Genomic DNA, 18099 nt, shown 5'->3' on the forward strand with positions numbered 1-18099 from the left:
CTGAAGGAGAACCTGTCATGACCGCCCCGACGCTCGTCCCCGAGCTGGTGGCCCGGCAGGTCGCGCTGACCCCGGACCGGCCGGCGGTGGCCGCGGCCGGCAGCCAGCTGACCTACGCCGAACTGGACGCCAGAGCGGACGCCCTGGCCCACCGCCTCATCGCCCACGGCGCGACACCCGACCGGCCGGTGGGCGTCCTGCTGCCCCGCGGCGCCGAACTCGTCATCGCCCTGCTCGCCGTCTGGCGGGCCGGCGCCGCCTATCTGCCCCTCGACCCCGGACATCCACAGGCCCGCCTAACCGGCCTGGTGGAGCAGACCGGCGTCGGCCTGGTCGTCACCGACGCCGCCGGGCACGACCTGATCACGGCGGCCGGCGCCAAGCCGGTGCGCGCCGACGACCCGGTGCCCGCCCCGCAGGTCCCGGCCGAGGCGTTCGCGCGGATCACCGCCGAACCGCTGGGCGCCGCCTATGTGATGCACACCTCGGGCTCGACCGGCCGCCCCAAGGGCGTCGTCGTCGACCACGCGGGCCTCGCCAACCGCGTCCGGTGGGCGGTCCGGGAACTCGGCCTGACCGCCGCCGACCGGGTGCTGCAGAAGACCCCGGTGACCTTCGACGCCGCGGGCTGGGAGATCTTCGCGCCGCTGATCGTCGGCGGCACGGTGGTGCTCGCCCCGGCGGGCGCCGAGCGGGAGCCCGCGGCCCTGCTGCAGGCCGTCGCCGACGAGGGCGTGACCGTCCTCCAGGTGGTGCCCTCCGTGCTGCACGAGCTGATCGAGGTGGACGGCTGGGAGCGCTGCGCCGCGCTGCGCGTGCTGAGCTGCGCCGGTGAGCCGCTCCACGCCGAGCAGGTGCACAAGGTGCTCGCGCTGGCCCCGGGCGAACTCGCGGTCTGGAACACCTACGGCCCGACCGAGTGCTCCGTCGACGTCACCGCGCACCGCTTCGACCCGGCGCAGGCCTCCGGGCCGGTGCCGATCGGCCGGCCGATCGACGGGATGCGGGTGCTCGTACTGGACGCGGACGGCCGGCCGGCCGACGAGGGCGAGCTGTTCGCGGGCGGACCCGGCGTCGCGCGCGGCTATCTCGGCCGCGCCGACCTGACCGCCGAGCGCTTCGTCCCGGATCCGTCCGGGCCCGCCGGGGCGCGGCTGTACCGCACCGGCGACCGGGTGCGGACGAGACCGGACGACACCCTCGAGTACCTGGGGCGGATCGACCGCCAGGTCAAGATCAACGGCGTCCGGATCGAGCCGGGCGAGGTCGAGTACGCGCTGGAGAGCCACCCCGCGATCGGCGGCGCGGCGGTCGTCGCGGTCACGTCGCCGGGCGGCGGCGCCGCACTGGCCGCCTATGTGCGGGCCGCCACGGTGCCGGACGGGCTGCGCGCCTACCTCGGCGAGCGGCTGCCCGGCACCCATGTGCCCTCGGTGCTGACCGCCGTCGAGCGATTCCCCACCACCGCGAACGGCAAGCTGGACTACGCACGGCTGCCCGCGCCCGCGTTCGCCGGCCGGCCCGCTGCGCCGGAGTCGGCGGCCCGGGCGACGGTGGCCGAGGTCTGGCGCAAGCTGTTCAAGACCGACGACATCGCCCCCGACGCGGACTTCTACCAACTCGGCGGCACGTCACTGCAGTTCACCCGGCTCGTCAACCGGCTGCGCAAGGCGACCGGCCGCGACCTCGCCCTCGCCGACCTGCTGGACGCGACCACCATCGCCGACCAGGCCCGGCTGCTCGAGGCGAGCGGGGAGAGCGAGGAGCCCGCCGCGCCCGGCCCGGAGGCGGGCGACGGCCCGAGGCCGCTCCCCCGCACCGGCCCGCTGCCGCTCTCCTTCGGCCAGCGCCGGCTGTGGGTCGTCGACCGGATGCAGCCGCGCAGCCGCGAATGGGTGTCCGCGCTGTTCCTGCCGGTGCCGGAGGGCGCCGACGCGGGGCGGATCGGCGCCGCGCTGGACCGCCTGGTCGAGCGGCACGAGGCGCTGCGCACCGACTTCGTCGTACGGGACGGCGAGCCGATGCAGCTGATCCGGCCGTCCGGTTCGCTGGAGCTGACCACGGTCGACGTGGCGGGCCACAAGCTGCCCGCCGTGCTCGACCGGGAACTCGACCGCGGCTTCGACCTCGACGGCGGGCCCCTCGCCCGGGCGCTGCTCGCCCGCGACCCCGCGCCGGGCGGCCGCCAGGTGCTGATGCTCTCGGTGCACCACATCGTCTGCGACGGCTGGTCCTCCGCCGTCCTGGAGCGCGAGTTCGCCGAGATCCTCGACGCGCTGCGCACGGGCCGGGCGCCCCGGCTGCCCGCCCTGCCGGTCCAGTACGCCGACTTCGCCTCCTGGCAGCGCGAGCGGATCACCCCGGAGACGGTGGAGCGGGAGCTGGCCCACTGGCGGCGGACCCTGTCCGGCGCGGCTCCGCTGGAACTGCGGGCCGACCGGCCGCGCCCCCGGGTGCGGGACGCCAAAGGCGCGATGGTGCCCCTCGACCTGTCGCCGCGGGTCACCGAGGCGCTCACGAAGATCGGCCGGCGCCGCGGCGCCACCCCGTTCATGACCCTGCTCACCGGCTTCGCCACGCTGCTGGCGCGGCGGACCGGTCAGTGGGACGTGGTGCTCGGCACCCCGGTGGCGGGCCGCGACCGGCCCGGGACCGAGGGCGTCGTCGGCTTCTTCCTGAACAGCCTCGTGCTGCGGCTCGGCCTGGCCGGCGGCCTGTCCTTCGGGGCGGCCGTCGAGCGGGTCAGGGACGCCTGCCGCGACGCCTTCGCCCACCAGGACCTGCCCTTCGAGCAGTTGGTCGCCGATGTGGCGCCCGAGCGCGACTCCGCACGCACCCCGCTCTACCAGGTCGCCTTCGACCTGCACGACGAGGAGCTGACCGGATCGGCGTCGGACGGAGCGGACTTCGCCACCCTGATCGAGGTCTCCCGGATCGCGAAGACGGACCTGACGCTCTATCTGCGCCGCCGCCCCGACGGCGGGATGTCCGGCGGTCTGGAGTACGCGACCGCTCTGTTCGAGCGGGACACCGTCGAGCGCCTGGCGGACCAGTTCGTGCTGCTCCTGGAGGGCGCGTCGGCCGAGCCGCTGGTCCGTCTCGACGAGGTGGACGTGCTGCCCGCGGCCGAGCGCGGCGAGCTGGACCGGTGGAGCGGCACCCCCGCGCCGCCGTACACGCTGGACGCCCCGGGCCTCTTCGAGCGGCAGGCCGACGCCACCCCCGACGCGGTCGCGCTGCGCACCGGGTCCGGCGAGGTTTCGTACCGGCGGCTCGACCGGCAGGCCAACGGGATCGCGCACCGGCTGCGCGACCTCGGCGCGGGCGCCGACTCCGTCGTGGGCGTCCTGGTCGACCGGGGCGCCGACCTGATCGCCGCCCTGCTCGGCGTCTGGAAGGCGGGAGCCGCGTATCTGCCGATCGAACCGGGCACCCCGGACGAGCGGATCGCGTACATGCTGGCCGACGCCGGGGCGACGCTCCTGGTCTCCGACTCCGCCCTCGACGGGGTCACGACCGTCTCGCCGCGGACCGCGGACGCCCGCGCCGAGCGGCCGGCCCGTTCGGCGGACCCCGAGCGGCTGGCCTACGTCATCTACACCTCCGGTTCCACCGGCCGCCCCAAGGGCGTCGAGATCACCCAGGCCGGGCTCGTCGGTCACCTGCGCTGGGCCGTCGACGAGCTGGCGCTCGCGGCGCCCGGCGGCGCCGCGGTCTTCACCTCCGTCGCCTTCGACCTCGGCGTCCCCAACCTGTGGGCGGGGCTGCTCGCCGGCCGGCCGACCACGGTCCTGCCGCAGGACCTGGACCTGACGCGGCTCGGGGAGCGTCTGACCGCCGCCGCCCCGCTCGCCTTCCTCAAGCTCACCCCCGGCCACCTGGAGATCCTGTCCGGGCTGCCGGACGAGCGGATCGCGGCTCTCGCGGCCCGGATCGTCGTCGCGGGCGAGGCGCTGCCGGTCGCCCTCGCCGACCGCTGGGCCTCGCTGCTCGGGCCCGACCGGCTGATCAACGAGTACGGCCCGACCGAAACCTCGGTGGGTGCGTGCGTCCACCCGCTCACGGCGCCCGTCGGCCGGGAGACCGTGCCGATCGGACGGCCGCTGCCCGGTGTGCGGACGAGGGTGCTGGACGCGTGGCTGCGGCCGGTTCCGGTCGGCGCGGTCGGTGAACTCTGCGTCGGCGGCGCGGGGGTGGGCCGCGGCTACACCGGCCGGCCCGCCATGACCGCCGAGCGGTTCGTGCCCGACCCGTACGGGAAGCCGGGCGACCGGCTGTACCGGACCGGTGACCTCGCGCGGGTCCTGGACGGCGGGGCCGTGGAGTTCCTCGGCCGTTCCGACACCCAGGTCAAGATCCGCGGCTACCGCGTCGAACTCAACGAGATCGCCGCGGTGGTCACCGAGCACCCACGGGTCAGGCAGGCCGTGGCGACCGCGGAGAACGGGCGGATCGGCGTCTGCTTCGTCCCCGACGGGCCGCCGCACGGCGCGCCGGACGCACGCTCCCTGCACGCGCTGTGCGCCGAGCGGCTGCCCGAGTACATGCTGCCGGCCTCGTTCACCGCGCTGGACGCGATGCCGCTGACCGCCAACGGCAAGGTCGACCGCGCCGCGCTGCCGGGGCCCGCCGCGCAGACGCGGGAACCGGTCGCGCCGGACGGGATCGTCGAGGAACGCGTCGCGGAGATCTTCACCGAGCTGCTCACGGTCCCGGTGGGCGCCGACACCGGCTTCTTCCGGGCCGGCGGCAACTCGATCCTCGCGATCCGCCTGGTCGCCGCGTTGCAGGACGCCTTCGACGTCGACCTGCCGATCCGGGCGGTCTTCGAGGGACCGACCGTGGCCGAACTGGCCGCACTGGTCGAGAAGTCGGTCCGCGCCGAACTCGACGAGCTGTCGGACGCGGAACTCGACGCCTACGGGAACGCCGTTGGAAAGGAGGACAGCGATGGACTTCGCCATGACGAGCGAGCAGAGGCAGCGTCATGACCGGCTGAGGAGCGCGATCAGACACCAGTTGCCCGGACGCCGCCGCACCGACCCGGGGGACCACTTCGACCGGGACGACTGGGGAAGGACGGCGGACCTGGGACTCACCGGGCTGTGCCTGCCCGAGGAGTTCGGCGGCGGTGGTCTCGGCGCCCTCGACACGGCACTGTGCCTGGAGGCGTTCGGCCAGTGCTGCCTCGACACGGGACTCGCCTTCGGAGTCGCCGCCCACCTGCTCGCCTGCGCCGTGCCGATCCGGGACTTCGCCGGTGACGAGGTGCGCGGGCAGTTGCTCAAGGGCATGGCCGACGGTTCGGTGATCGCCTCCAACGCGATCACCGAGGACTCGGCGGGGTCCGACTCGGCCCGCCTGGGGATGACCGCGGTCCGCGACGGCGACCACTACGTGCTCGACGGGGAGAAGTCGTTCGCGAGCAACGCCCCGCTCTCCGACGTGATCGTGACCTACGCGGTCACGCAGCCCGAGGCCGGCTTCCTCGGCACCAGCGGCTTCGCGGTCCCCCGGGACCTGCCGGGGCTGAGCGTCAGCGGCCCGATGGAGAAGATGGGCCTGCACGGCTGCCCGGCCGGCCGGATCACCTTCGACGGGGTGCGGGTGCCCGCCCGCTACCTCCTCGGCAGCGAGGGTCAGGGCCGGACGATCTTCCAGCACTCGATGGGCTGGGAGCGGGCCTGCCTGTTCGCCATCTACCTCGGCGTGATGACGCACCAGCTCGAGCGGTGCGTGGCCCACGTCCGGTCCCGCAAGCAGTTCGGCCGCAGGCTGGCCGACTTCCAGGCGGTGTCGCACAAGATCTCGGTCATGTCCGAGCGGCTCGAAGGGGCGCGGCTGCTCCTGTACCGGGCCTGCTGGCTGACCGACCAGGGCACCGCGGACGCCGGCGCCGTGTCGCTGGCCAAGGTCGCGGTCTCCGAGGCCGCCGTGGCCAACGCCCGGGACGCGGTGCAGGTCTTCGGCGGCATCGGCTATCTCGCCTCGACCGGCATCGAGCAGCAGCTGCGCGACGCCGTGCCGAGCACGCTCTTCTCGGGCACGACCGAGATCCACCGCAACGTCATCGCGAGGGAGCGAGGGCTGTGAACCTGCATGAGCTGGTCATCCACTCCGCCCGGCGCCATCCGGACCGCACGGCCGTCGCCGCCGCTGGACGGGAGCTGACGTACAGCCAACTCGACCGCGCGGCCGACGAGTTCGCCCGGCTGCTGGCCGCGGCCGGGGTGGGCCGCGGCGACCCGGTGGTGATCTGGGGCGACAAGTCGCCCGAGGTCGTGGTGGCGATGCAGGCGGTGCTGCGCCTGGGCGCCGTCTACGTGCCGCAGGACGGCACCGCGCCGGTCGGCCGGGTCGCCACCGTGGCCCACGACTGCGCGGCCCGGGTCGTGTGCGCGACCGGGCAGCGGCTGACGGACGTCACGGCGACGCTCGGCGGGATCGCCGCGCTCGACCTGGAACAGGCCACCGCACCCGCCGGCACGGCGCCGGCCGCCGACACCGAGGTGAAGCCGGACGACCCCGCCTTCATCCTCTACACCTCCGGCTCCACGGGGACGCCGAAGGGCGTGAGCATCAGCCACCGCAACGCCCGCGCCTTCGTGGACTGGGCGGTGGAACTGCTCGACGCCGGGCCCGAGGACCGCTTCGCCAACCACGCGCCGCTGGTCTTCGACCTCTCGGTCCTCGACCTGTACGCCGCCTTCTCGGTCGGCGCCTCGGTCCACCTGGTCCCGGCAGCGCTCGCGTACGCGCCGGGCGAGCTCGTCGAGTTCCTGCACCGGGAGCGGATCACCGTCTGGTACTCGGTGCCGTCGGCGCTGATCCTGATGATCCGCGGCGGCGCGCTCCTGGACCGGCCCGCGCCCGAGGCGCTGCGGGCGGTGCTGTTCGCCGGCGAGCCGTTCCCCGTCGCCCACGTCCGCCGTCTGGCGGGCTGGACGGACGCCCGGCTGCTCAACCTGTACGGGCCGACCGAGACGAACGTGTGCACCTGGCACGAGGTCGTCCCGGCCGACCTCGAACGCGAACGCCCGGTGCCGATCGGAAAGGCGGCGAGCGGCGACGAGGTGTGGGCGCGGACCGACGCCGGCGCCGTCGCCGCACCGGGCGAGCAGGGCGAACTGATCGTCAGCGGGCCGACGGTGATGCTCGGTTACTGGGGCCTGGGCCCCGCGGCCGAGGAGTACGCCACCGGGGACGTCGTCACCGTGCTGCCCGACGGCGGCTTCGACTACGTGGGCCGGCGCGACCACGCGGTGAAGGTCCGCGGCCACCGGATCGAACTCGGCGAGATCGAGATCGGCTGCGCCGCGCACCCGGACGTCGAGACGGCGGCCGTCGTCGTGGCCGGCGAGGGCATGGACGCCCGTCTGATCGCCTTCGTCGTCCCCGCGGCCGGCGCCCGGCCCGGCGCCCTGGCGCTGCGCCGTCATCTGGCCGAGCGGCTGCCCAGCTACATGATCGTCGACCACGTCCACCTCCTCGCCGACCTGCCGCGCACCCGCAACGGCAAGATCGACCGACCGGAACTGGTCCGGCGGCATCTCACCCTTTCGAAAGGACGCTCATGAACACCGACGCCGTGACCACCCGACTCCTCGACTTCATCAGGGTCGAATTCCTCTGGTCCGACGAGGGCCGCGAGATCGACGCGAGCACCCCGCTGCTGGAGTGGGGGATCATCGACTCCCTGCGGATCGCGCTGCTGCAGTCCTTCATCCTCAACGAGTGGGACGTCCCGGTGCCCGCCGCCCTGATCGACGCGAAGAACTTCAAGAACGCGTCCTGCATCGCCGCCATGATCTGCGAGCTGGACAAGGAGACCGTGCGATGAGCGCCACCGACTTCGACATCGCCGTGATCGGCGGGGGCCCCGCCGGTTCGACCGCCGCCTCCTACCTGGCCCGCGCCGGTCTGTCCGTCATCGTCCTGGAGAGCGACACCTTCCCGCGGCCGCACGTCGGCGAGTCGCTGGTGCCGGCCACGACGCCCGTCCTGCTCGAGATAGACGCCCTCGACAAGATCGACGAGGCGGGCTTCCCCCGCAAGTACGGGGCGTCCTGGACCTCGGCCGAGTCGCGGGACATCCCCCGGCTCGGCTTCAGCGGACTGCAGCACGACTGGACCGCGGACATCCAGTTCGTGGAGCGCGACCAGAAGGGCGTGGACCGCGACTACACGTACCACGTGGACCGTTCGCGGTTCGACGCGATCCTGCTGCGCCACGCCCAGGAGCAGGGCGCGAGTGTCGTCAACGGCGCCCGGGTCCTCGGCGTCGACTTCGGCGACCCCGAGGTGACGGTCCGCACCCGCATCGCCGGGAAGGAGATGTCGTACACGGTCGGCATGGTCGTGGACGCCTCCGGCCGCCAGACGATGCTCGGCCGGCAGCTGCGGACCAAGGTCTCCGACCCCGTCTTCGACCAGTACGCGGTGCACGCCTGGTTCGAGGGCCTGGACCGGGAGGCGCTGTCCACCTCCGCGGCGCAGGCCGAGCACATCTACGTGCACTTCCTGCCGATCAAGGACTCCTGGGTCTGGCAGATCCCGATCACCGACAAGATCACGAGCATCGGCGTGGTGACCCAGAAGAAGCGCTTCAAGGAGGGCAGCGGCGATCTCGACGAGTTCTTCTGGGAGTTCGTGGGCAGCAGACCCGAGCTGTACGACGCGCTGAAGGGCTGCCGCCAAGTGCGTCCGCTGAAGGCGGAGGGCGACTACAGCTACTCGATGAAGGAGATCACCGGCGACCGCTACGTCCTGATCGGCGACGCCGCCCGCTTCGTGGACCCGATCTTCTCCAGCGGGGTCAGCGTGGCGCTGAACAGCGCCCGTATCGCCTCGCAGGACATCATCGCGGCGCACGCGGCCGGCGACTACGGCAAGGACCGGTTCGCGGGGTACGAGTCCAAGCTGCGCCGCGCGGTGAAGTACTGGTACGAGTTCATCTCCATCTACTACCGGCTGAACGTCCTGTTCACCGCCTTCGTCCAGGACCCGCGGTACCGCAAGGACGTCCTGAAGATGCTGCAGGGCGACGTGTACGACGACGAGGAGCCGAAGGCCCTCATCGCGATGCGCGAGGCGGTGGCCGCGGTCGAGGCCAACCCGGACCACCTGTGGCACCCGTACCTCGGCACGCTCAAGGCCAGCGGCTGACCGTACGCGCGCGTCTCCACCCAGAAGCGGAGCGAGGGCCGGCACATCCCCCGGTCGGCCCTCGCTCCTTCCTCCCACAGCGCCCGCCGGACTCGCCCGCGCGGCGCTGAAGGAAGGGCGGATCGCGGGCGCGGGCCCCGGTGTGTCCGTGACCGGTGCCCGCACCGGCTCGCCGCCGTCACAACGGGAGAACGCCGTGGTCACCCCGCCCCTGGGCGCGGGCGCCCCCGCGGCACGGACCAAGGCCGGGACCGCCCGCGGCCCGACCGGTCCGGCCCGCCCCGACCGGTTCCGCCCCGGCCGGTGAGCACGTGACCGAGGCCGTCAACCCGCGGGACACATCGCCCCCTACGAAGGAAGCCACCGGATGACCGCTCAGGGGCATGCGCCCGTACTCGAAAGCAGCACCGGCACCGGCGTCGGCCGCTTCGGCCGCAGCAACGCCGTCCATGTCTGGCACGGCCGGGTCCCCGACGTCCCCGACCCGGCCGACGTCGCTGTGCTGGACGCCGCCGAACTGCGTACGTACCGGGGCCGCAGGCCGCCCTTCGACGGCCGCTACGCCGGAGCGCACGCCGCCGTGCGCCGGGTGCTCGCCGATCACTATCTCGGCTGCCCGCCGGACGCGATCCGGTTCGGCAGGCACACCTGCCCGCGGTGCGCCGACGGCACGCACGGCCGGCCGAGGGTCGTCGCGCCCGTCACGCGACTGGAATTCAGCCTGTCCCGCTCGGGGCCGTACTGGCTGCTCTCGGTCACCGCCGGCGGGCGGGTGGGCATCGACATCGAGGTCCATGGCGGGCGCGATCTCGGCGGCATGGCCGATGTCGCCCTGTCGTGCGACGAGTCGGCGGCCCTGGAGGCCGTCGACGACGTGTCGGAGCGGGAGGCCTTCTTCCTGCGCGCCTGGACACGGAAGGAGGCGGTTCTCAAGGCCGCCGGCATCGGGATCGTGGCCGAGCTGCGCGGCCTGGACGTGTTCCCTCAGCGGAACGGTCCGGTCAGCGTCGCGTGCGCCGATCCGGCGGTCCGCGGTGTCTGGCGCGTCGAGGACGTCCCGCTCGGCCCGTGCCTGTCGGCGGCCGTGGCCCGGGAGACCGGGGAGACGGGCCCGGTGCTGATCCGTTCGTCGGCCGCGGCGCTCGCCGCCCAGGAAGGCTTTCGCCCGGGCCGGGCCGGATCAGGCGACGGGGTCCGGTGATGGGGTCCGGTGATGGGGTCCGGTGATGGGGTCCGGTGATGGGGTCCGGTGATGGGGTCCGGTGATGGGGTCCGGTGATGGGGTCCGGTGATGGGGTCCGGTGATGGGGCACCTCGCACCCGTTCGGGCAGTCACTCGGCATCGCAGGACGCAGGAGGGCGTCATGGCGGGGCCATGGCGACCGACGGCAACGCGGCGTGGGGGTCCACCTGCTCGAAGCACTCGGGGGAACGGCGCCAGGACATGCGAGCCCGGCGTGATGCGCACGAGCGGCCCTCGGGGCGGTCGGCACCCACCCGCCCCGGCCGCTCTGCCGGGGGCCTGCCCGCGCCGGGCAGGCCCCCGGTCCTGCCCGCGCGACACGGTCAGGGCCTCATGGCCGCCCTCCCGCGCCGACCATGAGTCCTCCCCTCCCCGGCAGCGCCGGCTCCAGGCCCTCCTCCAGGATCGCCTGGTGCGCGCCGCGCAGGGCCGGGCCGGGGTCGACCCCCAGCTGGTCCCGCAGCAGCCGGCAGCCCTCGTAGAACGCGTCGAACGCCTCCGCCTGACGGTCGCTGCGGTGCAGGGCGATCATCAGCTTCGCCCGGAAGGTCTCCCGCAGCGGGTGCGCACCCACCAGCTGGGAGAGCTCGCCGACGAGCGCGTGGTGGCGGCCGAGACGCAGATCCGCCTCGATCCGGCTCTCCAGCACCTCCATACGGGCCAGGTCGATCCGGGAGCGCTCGTTGTCGATCAGCGCGTCGGTCACGCCGGTGAGGGTGGGGCCGCTCCACAGGTCGAGTGCCGTCCTGAACCGCACCGCCGCGCCGTCCACGTCTCCGGCGCCCATCAGGGACTGGCCTTCCTTGGCCAGCCGGTAGAAGTCCGCCAAGTCGAAGCGCGCGCCGGCCCGCTCGATCCGGTAGCCGCGCCCGCAACGGGTGATCGTCGCGCCGCCCTTGAAATGGCCGCGCAGACGCGACGCGTAGGTGTAGATCTGCGCCTGATAGGTGGCCGGCGGCTTTCGCTCCCACAGCACCGCGCCGAGATCCGAATCGGAGACGACCCAGCCGTCCGCCAGCAAAAGGGTCGCCAGGATGGTCCGTTGTTTACAACCGCCGAGCGGAGCCTCCACTCCGGCGGACCGCATTCCGACGGGCCCGAGAACACAGAACTCATACATGACCGGCTGTCAGCTCCCATCAGCAGCTCGAGTCGCCTGACACCCGGGGCGAACCCCGGTGGAGCGACGATGCCAAGCCGGCGGGGGCCGCGCCAGTGCCTCCGTACCGGGTCGGAGGTGTATCCGTCAGACTGTGGATCGTGAAGAAAACACATGCCGTGAGGCGTTCCCGTCACCCGCGTGAAAAGTTCACCCCCGGGTGGTGACTCCGGCACTGTGGGCAGTTCCCCGTGATTTGCAGAATCTTCCCCGTAGCCAGCACGAAACACACACGTGGCGAAGGGAATTGATCACAATGAACCTGCACTCCGCGCAGCCCGGCGCTCTTACGCACGTCGCGGCCGAGACCGCCTCGGGCGCCCAGCTCGTGATCGAGAACCTGGACGTTCCGGCGGACCAGGACGCCGTCCTGTTCACCGTCACCTACACCCACTCCGTGCCGGCCACAGCGGACTTCCTCGCGTGACCCGCACCGGGAGACACCGCGGCGGCACGGGGTTCATCGGTTTCAAGAGCCACCTCCGGGTCACCGTGGTCCCCGGAGAGGCCGCCTATCTGCTCTCGCAGCGCGGAGTGACCGCGCTGCGCGGACACGCGGCGCAGGTCCTCGCGCCACTGCTGGACGGCACCCGCGACCGGGAGGCGGTGCTGCGGGAGGCCGCGCTCGCGCTGGGGCCGGACGCGGCAGGGGCGGCGCTCGCCGCGCTGGAGTCGGCGGGGCTCCTCCGGCTGCGCACCGCCTCGGCGCCCCCGGCCGCCCTGGCCGCCGAGGCGTACTGGGACCTGGCCGGCCTCGACGGCGGCCTCGCGGCCCGTGAAGTGGCCACGGCCCGGGTACGGGTGGTGGCGCTGCCCGGCACCGATCCGGCCCGGCTGCACACGGCCCTGCGGGAGTCCGGGATCCGCCTCGCGCCGGACGGCGACCCGGCCGCCTTCGCCCTCGTCCTGTGCGCGGACTACCTCGACCCGGCCCTCGAAGGCGTCGGCGCCGCGCTGCGCGCCGAGGGCGTGCCCTGGCTGCTCGCCCGCACGGCGGGCGCCGACCCCTGGGTGGGCCCGGTGTTCCGGCCGGACGCCGGGCCGTGCTGGTCCTGTCTGGCTCCGCGGCTGCGCGGCCACCGCCGCTCCGAGGCGCTGCTGCAGCGCCATCTCGGACTCGAAGGACCCGCGGGCAGGCCGGCCGGGCAACTGCCCGCGGGAGCGGCGGCGGCCGCCCAACTGGCCGCGCTGGAGACGGCGAAGTGGCTGGCCGGGATCCGGCACGCCGGGCAGAGCGCCGTGCACGTCCTGGACACCCTGCGGCTCACCACGGACGCGCACCCGGTGGCGGCGCTGCCGCAGTGCCCGGCGTGCGGCGACCACGAACTGGTCGCCCGGCAGGTGTGCGCCCCCTTCGTGCCCGTGTCCCGGCCCAAGGCGAACCAGGATTCGGGCGGACACCGGGCGCTCACCCCGCAGCAGATGCTCGACCGCTACGGCCATCTGGTCGACCCGGTCACCGGCGTCATCAGGGACATCAGCCGGGCCCGCGGCTGCCCCGACTTCGTGGAGTCCTACCTCTCCGGCCAGAACCTGGCCATGGGCGCGGCCTCCCTGGCCGGGCTGCGCGCGGGGCTGCGCGCGCTCAGCGGCGGCAAGGGCGTCACCGCGACCGACGCGAGGACCAGTGCGCTGTGCGAGGCGGTGGAGCGCTACAGCGGCACCCGGCACGGTGACGAGCCGGTGGTGGTGGACAGTTACGCGGCGCTCGGGCCGGCCGCCGTGCACCCGCGGGAGTGCCAGCTGTACTCGGAGCGTCAGTTGAGCGAGCGGGACGCCTGGAACGCCACCGGATCCTGGCTGAGCCACGTCCCCGAGCCGTTCGCCGACGACCGCCCCACCGAGTGGACCCCGGTGTGGTCGATGACCGAAAACACCCAGCGTCTGCTGCCCACGTCCCTGCTCTATTTCGGCCAGGAGCCCGCCGCCGACGGCCTGTGCGCGGACTCGAACGGCAACGCGGCCGGCAGCAGCCCCGAGGACGCGCTGCTGCAGGGTTTCCTGGAACTGGTGGAGCGCGACGCCGTCGCCCTGTGGTGGTACAACCGGCTGCGCCAGCCGGCCGTCGACCTGGACAGCGCGGACGACCCCTACGTGGACCGGGTGCGGGCCGGCTGCCGGCGGGCCGGGCGCGAGGTGTGGGCGCTCGACCTGACGTCCGACTTCGGCATACCGGTGGTCGCGGCGCTCTCCCGGCGCGTCGGCTCCTTCCCGGAGGAGATCGTGTTCGGCTTCGGGGCGCACTTCGACCCGCGGATCGCCCTGCGCCGGGCGCTCACCGAAATGGGACAACTGCTCCCCGCCGTCGCACCGGGCAGGGATGGTGCGAATTACGCCATCAATGACCCCGAAGCGGTGCGCTGGTGGCAAACCGCGACCGTCGCTAATCAGCCATATCTGGCCCCGGATCCGTCCGCGGCACCCACCCTCGCGCATGGCTGTTTTCCCTCCCACACCGATCTGCGCGACGATGTGACCGCGGTCACCGAACTGGTGCGCGAGCGCGGCATGGACCTTCTCGTGCTCAACCAGACCCGCCCGGACCTGCAACTACCCGTCGTCAAGGTGGTCGTGCCGGGGATGCGGCACTTCTGGCCAAGGTTCGCGGACGGAAGACTCTTCGACGTTCCGGTCGCCCTCGGCCGGCTGTCCGAGCCGACGCCTTACGCCGACCTCAACGTCGTACCCGTGTTCGTCTAGCCGACATCACCCGAGCGCACAGGCCTACCTTCGCTTATCATCACAGTGCGCTTAGAGCTGTGGGCAAGCGAGGGGGGCCAGAGCTTGATGTCGGCACAGCACGATCCAGAGCATCCGGATGTCGCACATGGCGATTTTCCGGAACAGGAAGGCGATTCCCTGTATTTGGGGTATTCGGAACCTCCCGCACCGCGTCTGGCCCGCGCCATTCTACTCGCCGCACTGGGCAGCTTCGCGGTCATCGCGATGCTCAACGTCCTCGCCGCCAAGCCGAGTGCCGGCATGAGCGCGGTGGCCCTGACCTGCCTGGCCGCCATCTTCTGGCTGCAGCTCAGACACTCGCGCACCGGCGCGGGACGAGCCTCCAGGCGGCAGAAGACCGTCACCCTGGGGGCTCAAGCTCTTCTGACCTACCTGCCGATCCTCCTCTTCCACGCCCAGTGGGGCGGTATGGCCGGTTTTCTCGCCGGCTCCTTGCTGCTTCTGCTGCCGACCCGGATCGCCTGGGCCTCGTACGCGGCGGTGGGTCTTTCGATGCTGCTGCCGCCGGTCCTCGACGGCCGCTCACTGGTCGACAGCTTCTACCTGTGCCAGTCCACCCTGCTCACCGGGATCGTGGTGTTCGGCCTCACCCGGCTCGCCGACCTCGTGCACGTCCTGCACGACACCCGGGGCCGTCTCGCCCGGATGGCCGTCACCAAGGAACGGCTGCGCTTCGCCCGCGACTTGCACGACCTGCTCGGCTACAGCCTTTCCGCGATCACGCTGAAAAGCGAGCTCATTCATCGACTGCTCCCAGGTAATTCACAGCGTGCTCTCACCGAAATTCGTGAAGTCCTCGCCATTTCCCGGCAGTCGCTCGCCGACGTGCGCACCGTCGCCAGCGGTATGCGCGACATGTCCCTGGTGGAGGAGGTCAACGCGGCGGAGGGGCTGCTGGTCGCCGCGGACGTGGACACCCGTGTGACGCTCCAGCAGGGCACGATGAGCCCGCAGGTCAGCACCGTCCTCGCGGCCGTCCTGCGCGAGGCGGTCACCAATCTTCTGCGGCACTCCAAGGCCGACGGCTGTGTGATCGAGGCGGTGCAGCACGGCGGCCGGATCCGGCTGGTCGTGGAGAACAACGGCGTGCAGCCCGACTACTGCGACCTGTCCGTGCACAGCGGCAGCGGGCTCGGCAACCTCGCCTCCCGGATGCGTGAGATCGCCGGGGAGCTGCACACCGGCTTCGGCCCTGACGACACCTTCCGGCTGGTCGCCGAGGCCCCGGCCTTCCCCGGACGCCGCCGGTCCGACGCCGACGCCATGGCACCGGCCGCCTGAGAATCCGCCGCCCGAGCCGCCCTACAGAGAACAGAGAAGCAGCGGCTCCGGCCGCCGAAGGAGATCCGCACGTGGCCATACGCCTGCTCCTGGCCGAGGACATGAACATGGTGCGCGGCGCGCTGGTCGCTCTGCTCGGCCTGGAGGACGACTTCGAGGTGGTCGCCGAGCTGGCGCGCGGCGACGAGATCGTGCCCACCGCGCTCGACTGCCGTCCCGACGTGGCGATCATCGACGTCGACCTGCCCGGACTGGACGGTCTGAACGCGGCCGCACTGCTGCGGGAGAAGCTGCCCGAGTGCCGGTCGCTGATCCTGACCAGCCTCGGCCGTCCCGGCACGGTGCGCCGGGCGCTCACCGCGCAGGTCAACGGCTATCTGCTCAAGGACGCCCCGCCGCACGAACTGGCCGACGCCGTCCGCCGGGTGGTCGCCGGCCAGCGCGTCATCGACCCGCAGCTCGCCCTGGACGTCTGGGGCACCGCGGAGAACCCGATGACCGAGCGGGAGACCGAGGTGCTGCGGCTGGCCGCGGACGGTCTGGAGGCCGGGGAGATCGCCAAGCAGCTGCGACTGGCCCGCGGAACGGTACGCAACTACCTCACCTCGGCGGTGACCAAGCTCCTGGCCCGCAACCGGGTGGACGCGATCCGGATCGCCCGGGAAGCGGGCTGGCTGCCGTAGACCTGACGGGCGGTCACCTCTCATCGCGGGAACCGGCCCGACCGGAAAATCTGCGGATCAACAGATCCAGCCCAGAGCCGAGGCCGGCGTCGCCCCCGAGCGCCCGCGCCGACCTTCTCGACCACTGGCGGCGGGCCCACGACGTGCCCGCTGCCCCCGACCGACCCCTGAGCGGCCGGACCCCCTCCCCTAGGGGACTCCACAGCCTCAACCACCGCGTCAGCCCGCCTTCTTCGCCCCCACACCGCCGCACCCCACACGCACGGCGATGCCCTGCCCCAAGCCCATGAAGCGCCCCCTAAGGTACGCCTCCGGGTGCGCCCAGGGTTGATCCCGATGGTCCGGAACACCGCGGTCCGCGACGGTGGAACCATGACAACGACAGCGCGTACCCCCCACCGTCTCGCCGTCCTGATCCCCGTCTTCCTCCTCGCGTACGGCGTGCTGCGCCTGATCGACGGCATGGACGGCGACCGCGGCCCGGGTGTGGCGTGGAACCTCGGTCACGGATTCTTCCTCGCGGCCTTCCTCCTCCTGGGCGCCTTACTCCTGTCCCTGCGCCGCCTGGTCCCGCGCTCCACCTCCGGCCGGCGCGTCACCGCGAACACCGCCACCGTCGCGGGCCTCTCGGGCGCCGCCTGCTTCGTCTGGGTCATCCTCGGCGACCTCAGCCCCGCCCTCCACGCCGCCGCCCCGCTCCCCGCCCCGCTGCAACTCGCCGGCCCGCTCGCCTTCCAGGGCGGCCTGCTCACGCTCCTGACGCTCCTGGCGACGGCCCGCCCGAGGCGACTCCCGGTCTGGACCCCGGTCCTGACCTTCGTCTCCTTCGCGCTGATCACCGTCAACCTGGACCTGCTCCCGCTCGCGGCCCTCACGCTCCTGGCCGCGCTCGCACCCCTGAGCCTCCCGCGCCCCTCCCGGACCGTCTGGTCCGTGTAGCCCCGTATAGCTCCGGCCAAGATTTCGAATAACTGATCCCTCCAGTCTGTGGCGTGCCGCGCCGGGAAGTACCCGGCGCCCGCCCGCTGGAGGACCCAGATGCGTCGTCGCCTCGCGACCCTGCTCGCCACCGGAGCGACCGGAGTCGTACTCCTCGCCTCCCCCGCCCTCGCCGCCCCGGCCGACAAGCCCCAGGTTCTGAGCAGTTGGACGCAGACCAGCGCTTCCAGCTACAACTCCTGGGTGGCGGCGCGCGCCAACCAGGGCGCCTGGTCGGCCTACGGCTTCGACTGGTCGACGGACTACTGCAGCTCCTCCCCCGACAACCCCCTCGGCTTCCCCTTCAAGACCTCCTGCGCCCGTCACGACTTCGGCTACCGCAACTACAAGGCGGCCGGCACGTTCAGCACCAACAAGGCCCGCCTGGACGACGCCCTCTACGCCGACCTGAAGCGGGTCTGCGCCGGTTACTCCGGGGCGTCGAAGACCGCGTGCGACTCCACGGCCTGGACGTACTACCAGGCGGTCAAGGCCCTCGGCTGACAACACCGCCGCGCACCCTGCCCCACCGAAGACCTCCACCCGCTCATCGACCGGTTCACGGCACGCAACACCCGCAGGGCCCGGCTCCGAGAAGCCGGGCCCTGCGACCTGAACGCCTGCCGACCAGCGAGACGGACATCGCCCGTAACACCCACATCACTCACCATGCGCACGCACAGAACAGCGAGTCAGGCGCCCTTCGCAACCGGTTCCAGGACGGCGACGCACTCGACGTGGTGGGTCATCGGAAAGATGTCGGCTTGAGCGAGTCTCGGAAAAGGCCAGGTCAGAGGCCATCTCTCGGCTCGCTGTGCCGCCTGCGGGAGACCAGAGCGTCAAACGAG

The 18099-nt window shown here is 72.7% G+C and carries 13 protein-coding genes; 12 read left to right on the top strand and 1 reads right to left on the bottom strand.

The window, feature by feature from the left end; translation table 11 throughout:
* Positions 1 to 17 precede the first annotated feature (17 nt).
* The 6 genes from K7787_RS00125 (at position 18) to K7787_RS00150 (ending at position 10366) form a co-directional block, all read left to right on the top strand.
* A complete protein-coding gene (locus tag K7787_RS00125; protein WP_247720381.1) occupies positions 18 to 4991 on the top strand; it encodes a non-ribosomal peptide synthetase in 4974 nt (1657 codons plus the stop codon).
* Positions 4951 to 6093: an acyl-CoA dehydrogenase family protein gene (locus K7787_RS00130; protein WP_043261408.1), complete on the top strand. Its 1143-nt coding sequence runs from the start codon at positions 4951 to 4953 to the stop codon at positions 6091 to 6093. The genes K7787_RS00125 and K7787_RS00130 overlap by 41 nt, the downstream gene beginning before the upstream one ends.
* Positions 6090 to 7577 carry an amino acid adenylation domain-containing protein gene (locus tag K7787_RS00135; protein WP_223000023.1) on the top strand — a complete coding sequence of 496 codons (1488 nt, stop codon included), beginning with the start codon at positions 6090 to 6092 and terminating at the stop codon, positions 7575 to 7577. The genes K7787_RS00130 and K7787_RS00135 overlap by 4 nt, the downstream gene beginning before the upstream one ends.
* Entirely contained in the window at positions 7574 to 7840 is a 267-nt protein-coding gene (locus K7787_RS00140; RefSeq protein WP_043261407.1) for a hypothetical protein, read from the top strand. The genes K7787_RS00135 and K7787_RS00140 overlap by 4 nt, the downstream gene beginning before the upstream one ends.
* Complete coding sequence (locus tag K7787_RS00145; protein ID WP_169436506.1) at positions 7837 to 9165, top strand: NAD(P)/FAD-dependent oxidoreductase; 1329 nt, start codon at positions 7837 to 7839, stop codon at positions 9163 to 9165. Before K7787_RS00140 ends, K7787_RS00145 begins: the two co-directional genes overlap by 4 nt.
* A 367-nt stretch (positions 9166 to 9532) precedes the next feature.
* Positions 9533 to 10366 carry a 4'-phosphopantetheinyl transferase family protein gene (locus K7787_RS00150; RefSeq protein WP_223000024.1) on the top strand — a complete coding sequence of 278 codons (834 nt, stop codon included), beginning with the start codon at positions 9533 to 9535 and terminating at the stop codon, positions 10364 to 10366.
* 373 nt (positions 10367 to 10739) lie between these two features.
* Here the strand turns inward: K7787_RS00150 and K7787_RS00155 are convergent, their stop codons facing one another.
* Positions 10740 to 11495, bottom strand: coding sequence for an AfsR/SARP family transcriptional regulator (locus K7787_RS00155; protein ID WP_233359384.1), 756 nt, complete (start codon positions 11493 to 11495; stop codon positions 10740 to 10742).
* Positions 11496 to 11823: 328 nt separating this feature from the next.
* Between K7787_RS00155 and K7787_RS00160 the strand changes: the two genes are divergently transcribed.
* The 6 genes from K7787_RS00160 (at position 11824) to K7787_RS00185 (ending at position 17755) form a co-directional block, all read left to right on the top strand.
* Positions 11824 to 11994 carry a hypothetical protein gene (locus K7787_RS00160; RefSeq protein ID WP_019984864.1) on the top strand — a complete coding sequence of 57 codons (171 nt, stop codon included), beginning with the start codon at positions 11824 to 11826 and terminating at the stop codon, positions 11992 to 11994.
* On the top strand, positions 11991 to 14267 hold the full coding sequence (locus K7787_RS00165; RefSeq protein ID WP_223000025.1) for a TOMM precursor leader peptide-binding protein: 2277 nt from the start codon (positions 11991 to 11993) through the stop codon (positions 14265 to 14267). The genes K7787_RS00160 and K7787_RS00165 overlap by 4 nt, the downstream gene beginning before the upstream one ends.
* Before the next feature lie 165 nt (positions 14268 to 14432).
* Positions 14433 to 15590: a sensor histidine kinase gene (locus K7787_RS00170; RefSeq protein WP_247720382.1), complete on the top strand. Its 1158-nt coding sequence runs from the start codon at positions 14433 to 14435 to the stop codon at positions 15588 to 15590.
* A gap of 71 nt (positions 15591 to 15661) precedes the next feature.
* Positions 15662 to 16273, top strand: coding sequence for a response regulator transcription factor (locus K7787_RS00175; RefSeq protein WP_009191127.1), 612 nt, complete (start codon positions 15662 to 15664; stop codon positions 16271 to 16273).
* Between the two features lie 372 nt (positions 16274 to 16645).
* Positions 16646 to 17212, top strand: coding sequence for a hypothetical protein (locus K7787_RS00180; protein WP_043261924.1), 567 nt, complete (start codon positions 16646 to 16648; stop codon positions 17210 to 17212).
* Between the two features lie 99 nt (positions 17213 to 17311).
* A complete protein-coding gene (locus K7787_RS00185) occupies positions 17312 to 17755 on the top strand; it encodes a phospholipase (protein ID WP_009191125.1) in 444 nt (147 codons plus the stop codon).
* The last annotated feature ends 344 nt before the right edge of the window (positions 17756 to 18099 follow it).

The sequence above is a fragment of the Streptomyces sennicomposti genome (assembly GCF_019890635.1).
Taxonomy (GTDB): Bacteria; Actinomycetota; Actinomycetes; order Streptomycetales; family Streptomycetaceae; genus Streptomyces; species Streptomyces sennicomposti.